At 68.6% G+C, this 12,542-nt stretch carries 9 protein-coding genes and 1 riboswitch; of the genes, 5 read left to right on the top strand and 4 right to left on the bottom strand.

The genetic code is table 11. The features are described from left to right. On the top strand, window positions 1-623 hold a 623-nt coding region (locus RWX87_RS01420; RefSeq protein ID WP_314686112.1), incomplete at its 5' end, for an ATP-binding cassette domain-containing protein. Between the two features lie 148 nt (window positions 624-771). Here the strand turns inward: RWX87_RS01420 and RWX87_RS01415 are convergent. The 3 genes from RWX87_RS01415 to RWX87_RS01405 form a co-directional block, all read right to left on the bottom strand. Further along, complete coding sequence (locus RWX87_RS01415) at window positions 772-3,267, bottom strand: ATP-binding cassette domain-containing protein (RefSeq protein ID WP_314686110.1); 2,496 nt, start codon at window positions 3,265-3,267, stop codon at window positions 772-774. 32 nt (window positions 3,268-3,299) lie between these two features. Next, window positions 3,300-3,935, bottom strand: a complete 636-nt coding sequence (locus RWX87_RS01410) for an ECF transporter S component (protein WP_314686107.1) — start codon at window positions 3,933-3,935, stop codon at window positions 3,300-3,302. 39 nt (window positions 3,936-3,974) lie between these two features. Continuing rightward, a riboswitch (TPP riboswitch) is annotated at window positions 3,975-4,092 on the bottom strand. Window positions 4,093-4,224: 132 nt separating this feature from the next. Next, window positions 4,225-5,619 carry a dipeptidase gene (locus RWX87_RS01405; protein WP_314686119.1) on the bottom strand — a complete coding sequence of 465 codons (1,395 nt, stop codon included), beginning with the start codon at window positions 5,617-5,619 and terminating at the stop codon, window positions 4,225-4,227. A 276-nt stretch (window positions 5,620-5,895) separates the two neighbouring features. Between RWX87_RS01405 and RWX87_RS01400 the strand changes: the two genes are divergently transcribed. From RWX87_RS01400 to glnA, 4 genes are all read left to right on the top strand, one after another. Then, window positions 5,896-6,537, top strand: a complete 642-nt coding sequence (locus RWX87_RS01400; protein WP_314686105.1) for a DUF3043 domain-containing protein — start codon at window positions 5,896-5,898, stop codon at window positions 6,535-6,537. 186 nt (window positions 6,538-6,723) lie between these two features. Beyond that, the gene (locus RWX87_RS01395) at window positions 6,724-8,400 is read left to right on the top strand and encodes an FAD-dependent oxidoreductase (protein WP_314686102.1); all 1,677 of its coding nucleotides are present in this window, start codon (window positions 6,724-6,726) and stop codon (window positions 8,398-8,400) included. Between the two features lie 145 nt (window positions 8,401-8,545). Next, window positions 8,546-9,334, top strand: coding sequence for a DUF4191 domain-containing protein (locus RWX87_RS01390; RefSeq protein WP_314686100.1), 789 nt, complete (start codon window positions 8,546-8,548; stop codon window positions 9,332-9,334). Between the two features lie 93 nt (window positions 9,335-9,427). Beyond that, a complete protein-coding gene (glnA, locus tag RWX87_RS01385) occupies window positions 9,428-10,864 on the top strand; it encodes a type I glutamate--ammonia ligase (protein ID WP_314686098.1) in 1,437 nt (478 codons plus the stop codon). A gap of 266 nt (window positions 10,865-11,130) precedes the next feature. On the opposite strand, the gene RWX87_RS01380 is transcribed toward glnA, so the two are convergent. After that, a complete protein-coding gene (locus RWX87_RS01380) occupies window positions 11,131-12,453 on the bottom strand; it encodes a P-loop NTPase (protein WP_399552264.1) in 1,323 nt (440 codons plus the stop codon). Between the last annotated feature and the right edge of the window lie 89 nt (window positions 12,454-12,542).

Below are 12,542 nucleotides of genomic sequence, written 5' to 3'. Positions count from 1 at the left end.
CGGGGAGGGTGCACGCCATCACCGGCCCCTCGGGAGCAGGCAAGACGACGATGCTCTCCCTCATCTCGGGACTGGCCACACCCACGGAGGGCAAGGTGCTCTACCGCGGGCACGACCTGGCGAAGCAGGACAGGTACAGCTACCGCAGCCACGACATCGGGGTGATCTTCCAAAGCTTCAACCTGCTGCCCTCGCTGACGGTCTCGGAGAACATCATTCTGTCCATGGACGCCTCCGGCAAGAAATTCGACCGGCCGAAAAAGGAGATCGCCCTCGACCTGCTCGACCAGGTGCATCTTCCCGCGGAGTACGCCAACGAGCGCATCCTGCACCTGTCCGGCGGCGAGCAGCAGAGGGTGGCCATCGCGCGCGCCTTCAGCTACGATCCGTCCATCATCATCGCCGACGAGCCCACCGGCAACCTCGACATGGCCACACAGGAGGACATCATGGGCATCTTCAACTCCCTGGCCCATGACGAGGACCGCTGCGTGATCATCGTCACGCACAGTCCCGAGGTGGCGAAGGCCTCCGACGACGTCTTCCAGCTCGCCCCGCTGCGTCATCACGCCGCGCGACGCACCCGTCCGGTGACGAGGCACACCGCGGTCTCCGGACGCTGATTCCCGCCCGTCGCGGGCGGTCACGCACGAGGCCCGGATCCCCTGGGGATCCGGGCCTCGTCGTCATCGTCCGAAATCTCCGGAGCCATCCTCCGGACGACGTCCTTTCACCGACTCCCGCAATCCTCCGTCCGACCCGGTCCCGCCCCTATTCGCCGAGGAAGGCGAAGCTTCCCGTCACGGCAGCGGCGGCCAGGGCGACGGCGGGGACGGCCAGGCACCCGACGAGGAACAGGCGGTCGCGCGTCCTCACCAGGCTGACTCGCGCATGGCTGCGCGGACCCGTCCCCCCGAAGCCCCGCGCCTCCATCGCCGTGGCCAGCGAGGTGGAGCGACGGATGGACAGGACGAGAAGAGCGAAGGCCTGAGGAAGGAAGGCTCGCACCGCGTTGTCGTCTCCCAGACCGCGACTGCGCCGGGAGGCCGTCAGAGCGGCCCAGTCGTCGCGCAGCACGGAGAAGAGCCTCATCCCCGCAAGCCCGCCGTACACGAAGCGGTCCGGCAGATGAAGCACCTGGCTGAAGGAGTCCGCCAGGTCGGTGGCGTCGATGCCCAGCACCGTGATGATGGCGGGGATGCCCACGGCGAGGATCCTGATCCCGGTGGCGACGGCCAGGTCGGCAGATCTGTCGCTGATGACGATCATCCCCCACCGCCACCACACGTCGCCCCCGATCTTGCCATACAGGAGCACGGCCAGGGCCGATCCGGGGGCACCGATGATGACTGGCCAGCAGGACCGGATGACGCGCCACGGGGTGAATCCCATGATGGCCAGGGCCACGACCTCCAGACCCAGCGCCACGGAGGCCGACACGACGTCGAGGCTGAACAGCAGCGGCAGCGTCGAGAGGAAGGCCCCGATAAGACGATAGGAGGGGTTGAGAGAGGCGAGGAAGCGCGACCGGCTCGACGGACGGACGTCCTCATGCCGTTCCTCGACGCGGCTGACGGCGATCCGTGAATCCTCCCGAGGCCGCTCTCCGGCGCCATCGACGGCATCGGCCGCGCCGGACGCCCATTCCCGGGTCGACCCCTTCGGGACGAGCTCGACGATGCGGGCGCCAAGAGCCGTGACCAGGTCGCGGTCGTGCGTGACCACGATGATGCTCACCCCGTCGCCCCGCAGCCCGTGGATGAGCCGGACGATCTGCATCCAGGTGCGTCGGTCCTGACCGAAGGTGGGCTCGTCGAGGATGAGCACGGTGGGGGTGGCGGCGAGGGCGGCGGCCACGGTGAGGCGTCGTTTCTCCCCGCCGGACAGCGTGTAGGGATTGGCGGCGGCGTAGCGTTCGAGCCCGAAGCGCCGCAGCAGACCGGTGGCCCTGTCCCGAGCCTCTCCTTCGGCCATCCCGGTCCGCACCGGGCCGAGCATGACCTCCTCGAGCACCGTTCCGCGCGCGAACTGGTGCTCGGGGTTCTGGAACACATAGGAGATCCGCGAGGCCAGCCGCCTGGAGCTCCACGCCAGGGGCTCCGGGTCCTCCAGGCCTTCGGCGAGAGGGCCGACGGCCTTCACGGTGCCGGCGACGGGCGGCAGCAGACCGGCGAGGGTGAGGGACAGCGTCGACTTCCCCGCCCCGTTCGCGCCGACGAGCGCCGTGATCTGACCCGTGCAGAAGGTCAGGTCGATATGCTCGGATATGGCGCGGCCATCCCGTCCGATGGACAGGTCCTCGGCGCGCAGCACCGGCGTCCCCGTCCCCTTGTCGGGTGGATAGGGAGGCTCGTCGTCGGTGCGGATGCGCATGACGACGTCCCGGGGACGCCGGTAGCGGTCGGGCACCCACACCCCCAGCCCGGCGAGGTCCAGCGACCCGTCGCGGAACACCTCGTCGGGCGTGCCGTCGGCCACGACGACCGTCGGGGGCCCGAGGGGGAACGCCTCGCGGTCCCCCTCCGGCTCCCTCCGGGTCGCCGTCGCCCCGGCCGCGCCAGGTCCGAGGACGACAACGCGGTCGATCAGGTCCACCCAGGGTTCGGCGCGATGTTCGACGAGCACCATCGTCGCCCCGGTCGACCGCACCACGCCACCGACGGCATCCACGACCTGATCCACGCCGTCGGGATCGAGGTTGGCCGTCGGCTCGTCAAGAAGAAGCACGCCGGGCCGCATGGCGAGCACCCCGGCCAGCGCGAGGCGCTGCAGCTGCCCGCCGCTCAGATGCATCACCGGGCGATGAAGCTCGACGCCGTCGAGCCCCACCGCGTGGAGGCATTCGTCAACCCGCTCCCAGATGCGGTCTCGGGCCACGTCCATGTTCTCGGGGCCGAAGGCGACGTTGTCCCCCAGCCTCTGGAAGATCGTCTGCGCGTCCGGGTCCTGCAGCACCAGCCCCACGCGACCGCGGGCCTTCGCGGTGGGCACTCCCCCCACGAGGATGCGCCCCTCGGTCACGCCCCCGTCGACGTCCTCGGTCGCCTCCGACCCCGCATCCGTCCCGAGGATCCCGGCCGCCCCCGCAAGGATCGTCGACTTGCCGATTCCGGAGGCGCCCAGCAGAAGCACGTGCCGTCCCGCCTCGATCCGCAGGTCGAGATCCTTCACCGCGAAGTCCCGTCGGGAGGGATGGCGGAACCCCCAGTGGTCGAAGACCAGAGGAAGTCCCGCGATGCCGGTCGGCGAACCATCACCGACCGGCATCGGGACGGCCGTCGTCGCGAGCGGATCCGTCGTCAGGCCCGTTCCGAGCGCACGGCGCGACCGGCGGCGAAGGAATCAAGCGCCCCCGTCCTCGCGATGGCCAGATAGAGGTACCACATGAGCACCCCGGCGATCACCGCCCCCGACAGCGTCGTGGTGATGAAGTAGACGACGCCGTAGCTGCCCGTGGCGCTGATGCCCTGCAGATGGGTGAAGAAGGAGTATCCCCAGCAGCCGACGCCCGAGAGCGCGCCCGAAAGAGTCACGACGGGAAGCGCCCAGCGCCTGTAGGCGAACGCCGCGAAGACGACCTCCGCGAGCAGACCCTGCACGAGGGCGATGAGGAAGGTCTCGACGCCTCCCCACATGTTGCCCATCAGCGCCTCGAGGATGCCGGCGACGACCTCGGCGTACAGCGCGGCACCGGGTTTGCGCACGATGACGGCGGCCAGTGGGCCCGCGAACAGCCACAGGCCGTTGAACAGGCCGGGCAGTCCCGGGACGAGAGCGTCGAGCGTCTCCCACGGCGCATAGGTGACGATGGCCACGCCCCAGTAGATGAGGGCGCTCGCGACGCCGATCACGGACGCCACGGCGATGTCGACGACCCGCCAGTTCAGGCCGGGTCGCGAGGGGACGACCGGATCGGATGATGATGAGGATGTCATATGCTGTGCCTTTCGTCGGGCGCACGCTGCGTGCGCGGTCAGGCACGGGAAGCGACGTCCGTGCGCCGGCATTGTCCGGATTCACGTTCAATCGGTCGGGGCCAATCGGCCCCATCTCAGCCATGCCGCGAACGGCACAGCCCCCGTGTCAGCTGGAAAGTCTAGAGCGGCCCCCCGACCCGGTACCGACGCCGTCGAACGACCGGCGCTCCGACGACTGCGGAACGGTCGCGACGCTCCGGGAATCCGATGCGTCCCACGGCCCCATGCCGAGGAGCCGGACGCGGCCTCAGCCCCTCCTGCCGCGCCCGAGAGCGTCGAGCATCAGGGCTTCGGCGAGGATGTTGTTCCTGAGTCCGGACAGGGAGATCGACTCATTGGGGCTGTGCGCGTTGGCCTTCGGATCCTCCGGCCCCGTGACGAGCACCTGGGCCGCGGGAAAGATCCGCTGCAGCTCGGGAATGAAGGGGATCGACCCTCCCTCGCCCTTGTTGATCGGAGGCACGCCGAACGCGACCTCCATGGCTGCCAGGGCGTCCCGGACGGCGAGGGCGTCGGGGTCCATCGCCCAGCCTCGTCCGTTCTCGAGCGGCTCCACCGTCACCTCCGCGCCGAAGGGCGCGTGGGAGACGAGGAAGCGGGTCAGCGCCTTCTGCGCCTCGACGGGATCCTGCCTCGGGGCGGTGCGCACGGACAGCCGGAAACGCGCCGAATCGGCGATGACGTTGAAGGACCCGTCCACCGGATGCGCGTCGAACCCGATGACCGTGGCGCTGGGGCGGGTCCACGTCCTTTCGGCCAGGCTGCCGGTTCCCGCGAGCCGGTAGGCGGGCACGAGACCGGCGTCGGCCCGCAGCGTGGCCTCGGCGAGGTCACGCTGCAGCCCACCGACGGGGGCCTGCGAGTCGAGACCGGGCACCGCAAGCCCCCCCTGCGCGTCGTACAGCGAGGAGATGAGCATCGAGGACAGGGTGACCGCGTCCAGAACGGGACCGCCGAACTGCCCCGAATGCACGGGATGGTCGGCCACCCGCACCGTGACGTCCACCGAGGTGTTGCCCCGCAGGCTGGTGGTGAGGCTGGGGATGTCCGCGGACCAGTTCCCCGAGTCGGCGACGATGATGACGTCGGCGCGGAACTCGTCGCGATGCGCCTCGATGAAGGGGATGAACCCCGGTGAGCCCATCTCCTCCTCGCCTTCGATGAAGACGCGCACGTTGACGTTCAATCCGTCATCCAGGGCGTGCAGCGCCCCGGAGTGCATGGCGATGCCTCCCCCGTCGTCGGCCGCCCCCCGTCCGAAAAGCCTTCCGTCGCGTTCCGTGGCGACGAAGGGGTCGGTGTCCCATCGCGAGGCGTCGGGGACGGGCTGGACGTCATGATGCGCGTACAGCAGCACCGTGGGGGCGTCGGGATCGACGATCCGGGACCCCACGACCTCCCATGCCGCGTCGGGACCGTCCGAGGCCCTGGAGACCTTGGCGGCCACGCCGGCCTCGCGCAGCAGCCCGGCCACGAACTCGGCCGATCTCCTCATCGTCTCCGAGCCGATGCCCTTGGCGGACACCGAAGCCAGCGCGATCTTCCGCGACAGCACGTCCACCACCCGAGGGAAGTCGTCGTCCACCCGATTCCGCAGGGCGGACACCCTCCCCGCATCGATTCCCGAAGCCGTCTCGTTCATCGTCATCCGTCTCCCTTCCTTCGTGGCCGACGCCCGCATCGTCGGGGCGAATTCCTCTCCGATGCTACGTCCGCGGCGGATGCGCGAACGCCATCGGGGGACGCCGGACGTCTTCTGGCCGCAGGGGCGGTGCCGTCCTCGGACGTCGGACCGGAACGCCCCGTTCCCGATCGCGCGGACTCTTGCGACGTGGTGACGATGACGACGGGCAGACCGGGCCGCCTCCGTGCGAAGAGAGGCCCTCGCGCGTCGAGGCGTGACCGTAGCCTGCAAAGCATGACATGGAACCCCTGGCGCAAAGGCGATGACAAGGACGGGTCCGCCGACGGCGGCCCGGACGGCGACGAGACGGCGACGGCGGACGGGAGCGGGGACCCCCAGACGACGGGGAAGGGACGTCCCACCCCTCGCCGACGGGAGGCGGAGCGCCAGCGTCTTCGGCCCCTGGTTCCCGAGGACCGCAAGGCGAGCTCCAAGCAGGCCCGCAAACGCCTGAAGGAGAAGGAGAACACGGAGTACGAGGCCATGCGCACGGGCGACCTCGCCCATATGCCTGCTGCGGAGCGCATGCCATGGCGGGTGTTCATCCGCGACTACGTGGACGCCCGATGGAACGTCGGCGAGTTCTTCATGCCCGTCGCCTTCGGCATCCTCATCCTGTCGATGGCGGTCACCTCGACCTGGCCCCGGCTCACCGTCCCTCTGCTGCTGCTCATGTACGTGTATCTGCTCGCGGTGGTCATCGACGTCGTCCTCATGTGGAGGCGGCTGAAACGCCGCCTGATCGAGAGATTCGGCGAACGCGCCGTGGCGAAGGGTTCGCGATCGGCGTCGTACGCATGGAGCCGGTCCATCCAGATGAGGCGGTGGAGGCTTCCCAAGCCGCGGTATCCCAAACGGGGCCGCTGGCCGGAGTGATGCCGGCCGTTCCGCGCCGGACGGCCGGCGGGGAGGGCGGCGACGTTTCGGCAGACGCCGTGAAAACCCGGAAAATCGTACGACGCCGTGGGATCGTGAACGCGGCGGGGTGAGACCGACCCCGGTGACCGGCATCCGCCGGTTCCGGTCCGCGGCAGCGACGCCGCAGGGAGGAGAGACGAGAACATGTCCGACATCCATGGGATGGCGTCAGACGGGCCCGCTTCGCGGGGGGATTCCACGGCATCCGATCCGAACCGGGCCGCATACGGGCAGGTCCACCATGGGGGGACGCCGACCGTCCCGACCGATCCCGGAACACCGGAGCACTATGACGTGGTCGTGATCGGCGCCGGTCCCGGAGGCTATTCGGCGGCTCTTCGAGCCGCCGAACTGGGTCTCTCGGTCGCGCTCGTCGACCGCGGAGCGGCTCTGGGAGGGACCTGTCTGAACCGGGGATGCATCCCTTCCAAGGCGATCATCACCGCCACGCATGCCATCGGCACCATCCGGCGGGCGACCGAGATGGGGATCGACGCGACACTGAACGGAATCGACTTCGGTCGGCTGCGGTCCTATCGCCTTCATGTGGTCGACACCATGACGAAGGGGCTGGCGGGTCTGCTCGCCCATCGCGGAGTCACGGTGTTTCGCGGCGAGGCGAGCGTGTCCGCCGGCGACGCGCCGGCCCCCTCCGATCCGGCGGGATCGGCCGCGGCGTCTACGGCGGCCGGGACCGACCGCCGAGTGCGCATCGAAGCGGTCACCGGCACGCAGGCCGTCGAGCGTTTCGTCCGCGCCGGGGTACCCGAGCCTCAGGGCCAGGCCGTCGAGCTGCGGGCAGGGTCCGTCGTCCTGGCGCTCGGATCCTCACCCCGTCCTCTTCCCGAATCGCCCTTCGGCGGAGCTCTCATCAGCTCCACCCAGGCCCTGTCCCTCGACCGTTTCCCCTCCAGCGTGGTCATCATCGGATCGGGCGCCGTGGCGGTGGAATTCGCCAGCCTCTGGAACGAGGCGGGATGCGACGTGACGATGCTTATCCGGCATTCCCGGGTGCTGTCGGCCTGGGACCGTCGGACGGCGACGACGCTCACGCGCGAGCTCAGGCGCCAGGGCGTGCAGGTGGTCGCGGATGCGCATGTGTCCCGCGTGGACACGGGCGTCAATCTGGGAGCCACCGTTCATTACCGTCTCGGCGCGGATGAGACCGACGTCACCGCCTACGGCGAGTTCGTCCTCGCCGCGATCGGGCGCGACCCGGCGACGAACGTCCCCTGGCTGGGCCCCCTCGCCGTAGACAGGGACGGTTCCGGCTGCATCACGACGGATGCCTGGGGCAGGACCACGGCCATCGGTGTGTGGGCCGTCGGCGACGCGACCAAGGGTCCGGCTCTGGCGAACAGGGCCTTCGCCCAGGGAATCGTCGTCGCCGAGGCCATCGCCGGGAAAAATCCCGACCCGGTGGACGATGACTCCGTCACGCAGGTGGTGTTCTCCTCACCCGAGGCCGCGAGCGTGGGCATGACCCTGGACACGGCCAGGTCCCGAACGGACGTCCATGACCCCGTCGAGACCGTCTATCCCATGCTGTCCAACGCAAGGATGGTGATGTCAGGCTCCACGGGGGCGCTCAGCGTGGTCAGCGGGCTCCGGGACGGCTGCGGCGACGAGCCGGTGGTGCTCGGCGTGCATATGGTGGCGCCTCTGGCCGGCGACCTCATCGCCGAGGCGCAGCAGCTCGTCGGAGGCATGGTCCCCGTGCACCGGGCCTCCTCGCTCATCCATCCCCATCCCACCATGAGCGAGACCCTGGGGGAGGCTCTGCTCAAGGCCGACGGCAGACCGCTGCACACGCGCTCGTAGGACGCCGCGGGCGAGGCCGGGCAGGGAGTAGAGTGGCGCAATGCGAACCGTGGCCACGGAGCGACGCCTGATATGCGCCCATGGGCAGGCCCGCTCGGCGGGCGCGACCGCTGAAGAACCATACTGACGGAGGAGGAACGAGCCAATGGCGGCGAAGGAGAAGAAGGGGTCCGGGAGGAAGCCCGGCATGATCGCGCAGATCATGCAGATCTACCGGTACACGCATGCCGAGGACAGGTCCCTTCCCTGGGTGGTCGCGGCGGCGTTCGCGCTTCCCGTGGCGGTCGCCGTCATCCTCGGCCTCGTCATGCGATGGTCGCCCCTCACCTGGGTGCTGGTGCTCATCACCGCGGTGATGCTCGGCATGCTTCTGTTCACGATGGTCCTCACCAGACGTGCGGACAGGGTGGGCTACGCGAAGCTCGAGGGACGCCCCGGCGCGGCGATCGGCGTGCTGGGCAACATCAGCAAGGCGGGCTTCTCCTTCCCTCAGGAGCCCGTGTGGATCGATCCCAAGACGAAGGACGCCGTGTGGCGGGGCACCGGGTACAACGGCGTCTATCTGCTCGGCGAGGGCGACCACGAACGGGTGGCCAGAGCCATGGAGCATCAGGAGCGTGCCATCCGCGGGGTCACGGCGGGGTCGTCCATCCCCGTGTACCGCATCGTCGTCGGCACCGGCAGCCACGACGTGCGTCTGCGCGACCTTCGCCGCACCGTCATGCGCTGCAAGAGCTACGAGCCCACCTCACACTCCAATCCCCTGCTGGCGAGGATCCATCCGCGGCGAAGGTTCATCCTCACCAAAACCGAGCTGTCCACGCTCAACGACCGCCTGCGCACCCTGCGTCGCGTCCACGGGTACGGCATCCCCAAAGGCGTGGACCCGCTCCGTCCGCCTCGCGTCAGCCGTCGCGCCATGCGCGGTCGCTAGACGACGAAACATTCTCGTAACCCAACAGGGCGAGTCAGTGGGACCCGCCCTTTTAGACTGGGCTGCGTAGGTTCATATGAAAGGAGCGGTCCATTGACTGCACTCAAGACCAAGGCGGATGCCGAGGCCCTCATCAATGAGGAGGGCGTCGAATACGTGTCCGTGCGCTTCACCGATCTGATCGGTGTCCAGCAGCACTTCACGGTCCCCGCCAGCGAATTCATCAAGGACGCCTTCACCGATGGGATGCCCTTCGACGGCTCCTCTGTGCAGGGCTTCCAGGCCATCAACGAGTCCGACATGAAGCTCGTTCCCGACGTGTCCACAGCCTTCATCGACCCCTTCCGCAAGCACAAGACGCTGGACGTGGCCTTCTCGATCGTCGACCCTCTCACCGATGAGCCCTATTCGCGCGATCCCCGTCAGGTCGCCGGCAAGGCCGAGGCCTATCTGAAGTCCACCGGCATCGCCGACACCGCCTCCTTCGCCCCGGAGGCGGAGTTCTTCATCTTCGACAAGGTCCGCTACGAGAACAGCATGCGTCGCTCCTTCTACGAGGTCGATTCGATCGAGGCGCCGTGGAACTCCGGCGTCGACGTCGAGGATGACGGCACGCCCAACATCGGCTACAAGAACCGCGTCAAGCGCGGCTACTTCCCCGTCCCCCCGCAGGACCACAACCAGGATCTGCGCGACGACATGGTCGCGAATCTGCAGAAGGTCGGTCTGATCCTCGAGCGCTCGCACCACGAGGTGGCCGGCGCAGGACAGCAGGAGATCAACTACCGCTTCAACACGCTGCAGCATGCCGGCGACGATCTCATGAAGTACAAGTACGTCGTTCATGAGACGGCCGCTCTCGCCGGCAAGGCCGCGACCTTCATGCCGAAGCCGATCGCCGGGGACAACGGCACCGGCATGCACTGCCACCAGTCCCTGTGGAAGGACGGCAAGCCGCTCTTCTACGACGAGATGGGCTACGGCGGGCTGTCCGACATCGCCCGCTGGTACATCGGCGGACTCATCAAGCATGCCTCCTCGGTGCTCGCGTTCACGAACCCCTCGCTGAACTCCTACCACCGTCTGGTCCCCGGCTTCGAGGCGCCCGTCAACCTCGTGTACTCCGCCCGCAACCGCTCCGCCGCCATCCGCATCCCGCTGGCCGGCACGAGTCCGGCAGCGAAGCGCATCGAGTTCCGCGCACCGGATCCCTCGTCGAATCCGTTCCTCGCCTTCTCGGCCCAGCTCATGGCGGGTCTGGACGGCATCCTCAACCACATCGAGCCTCCGGCCCCCGTGGACAAGGACCTCTACGAGCTTCCCCCCGAGGAGCATGAGGGCATCAAGCAGGTGCCGGGTTCGCTCAGCGAGGCTCTGAACGCCCTTGAGGAGGACCATGACTTCCTGGGAGCCGGCGACGTGTTCACCGACGATCTCATCGAAACGTGGCTCGACCTCAAGCGCGGCGAGATCGACCAGGCCCGTCTGGCCCCGACCCCGTTGGAGTACGAGCTGTACTTCGCCATCTGAGTCGGTTCGGATCGCTCCGTTCCATGACGACCCCCGCGGGCTTCGGCCCGGGGGTCGTTCCATATTCCCCAAGAGATCGTCGTCGCCTCCCGGCAGCCCATTCCGCACCGCGGCGACGGCCGTGTTCGACGGCATGGTGGCGGCTCCCGTCCGCCCACACACATCAAGGACGTTCCGGCTTGGGTCTGCATGCCGCTGTGCGTTTCCTCATACCGGATGCGAGGTGTCCGTCGCAGTCCTCGGGAAGGGCCGCGACGGGCATCGTCTCATTCTCCCCGTTCCGGATCGCCGGGCTCCATCAGACGCTGCGCCAGGCCGACGAAGGCGTCGGACAGGGGGGTGCCGGCAAGACTCCCGCGTTCGTCGAGAACCACGGGACGTCCCTGCTCGTCCGTTTCCCGCAGAGCCGGGTCGAACGGGAGCCTTGCCAGCAGCGGAACGTCATGATGCAGGTCATGCGTCAGCTGCGTGCTGACCCGCTCCCCTCCCCCGCGTCCGAAGATCTCCAGACGCTCGCCGCGATGCTCGAACCAGCTCATGTTCTCGACGACGCCGCGCACGCGCATGGGGACCTGCAGGGCGACGAGCCCCGAACGCACGGCGACCTGCGAGGCGCCCTCCTGCGGAGTGGTGATGACGACGAGTTCGGCGTTGGGAAGCGTCTGCGCCACGGAGATGGCCATATCGCCGGTTCCGGGGGCCATGTCGAGCAGAAGGACGTCGGGCTCGCCCCACCACACGTCCGAGAGGAACTGCTCCAGAGAGCGCTGCAGACGGGGACCGCGCCACAGAATCGCCCGATCGGAACCCGCGAACATGCCGATGGAGATGAGCTTGACTCCCCAGGAGACGACGGGCATGAGCATCCCGTTGACGTCCGTGGGCTGCCGGTGGACGCCGAACAGGGTCGGCAGCGAGAAACCATAGACGTCGGCGTCGATGGCGGCGGTGTTGTAGCCCAGGGCGGCGAAGGTGGCCGCAAGGTTAGCCGTCACGGAGGACTTGCCCACGCCTCCCTTCCCGGAGGCGATCGCGAAGATCCTCGTGCGCACGCCCGGCCGGCTGAAGGGGTTTCGTCGCCGTTCGGCCTTGAGGGAGGAGACGAGCCGTTCGAGCTTCTCATGGCTCATCGAGGTGACCTCGATGTGCGGCACGAGAAGCGCGTCCGGATACGAGGACAGGGCCCGGGTGATGCGTTCGGTGATCGTGCGCGACAGCGGGCAGCCGGCGATGGTGAGCTCGACGCGGACGGTGACGTCGACGACGCTCCGTTCGTCCGGCAGGCGATCATCCGACGCATCCGCGTCGTCGGGGCGCGACAGGGACTCTCCTGACGCCGATGTCGATGCCCGTTGCGCGACGGCGGCGGACGTTTCATCGGGGATCTCATCGCAGGCTTCGCCTGGTTCTCCGTCGGAGACTCTCCGCGCGGCGTGGATCGCGGCGATCATGCCCAGGTCGACGATGGAGCGGCCCAGCTCCGGATCGATGACCTTCGCCAGCCTGGCGCGGATGTCGTTTTCGATCCGCGCCATATCGCCCTGGTCATCCCCGTCCTGGTCGTCATCCGTCGTCCGTGCATCCGTCATCCGATCCTCCTTCGCCGCCAGCGCCGGGACGCGGCCATGCTTTGCGAAGCGGGTCCGCGGCATGGCCACCCTCGCGATGGCGCAGGGTC

Origin of the sequence: uncultured Bifidobacterium sp., assembly GCF_963540075.1 — a bacterium.
Taxonomy (GTDB): Bacteria; Actinomycetota; Actinomycetes; order Actinomycetales; family Bifidobacteriaceae; genus Bifidobacterium.
Note: the sequence above shows the minus strand (reverse complement) of the source record. Positions and strands in the feature narration are given on the sequence as shown.

What these genes read in the sequence shown, in the direction of transcription:
- RWX87_RS01380 (WP_399552264.1), bottom strand. Translation starts at nt 12,453, where the DNA reads ATGACGGATGCACGGACGACGGATGACGACCAGGACGGGGATGACCAG.
- RWX87_RS01405 (WP_314686119.1), bottom strand. Translation starts at nt 5,619, where the DNA reads ATGAACGAGACGGCTTCGGGAATCGATGCGGGGAGGGTGTCCGCCCTG.
- RWX87_RS01415 (WP_314686110.1), bottom strand. Translation starts at nt 3,267, where the DNA reads ATGCCGGTCGGTGATGGTTCGCCGACCGGCATCGCGGGACTTCCTCTG.
- RWX87_RS01395 (WP_314686102.1), top strand. Translation starts at nt 6,724, where the DNA reads ATGTCCGACATCCATGGGATGGCGTCAGACGGGCCCGCTTCGCGGGGG.
- RWX87_RS01410 (WP_314686107.1), bottom strand. Translation starts at nt 3,935, where the DNA reads ATGACATCCTCATCATCATCCGATCCGGTCGTCCCCTCGCGACCCGGC.
- RWX87_RS01390 (WP_314686100.1), top strand. Translation starts at nt 8,546, where the DNA reads ATGGCGGCGAAGGAGAAGAAGGGGTCCGGGAGGAAGCCCGGCATGATC.
- RWX87_RS01400 (WP_314686105.1), top strand. Translation starts at nt 5,896, where the DNA reads ATGACATGGAACCCCTGGCGCAAAGGCGATGACAAGGACGGGTCCGCC.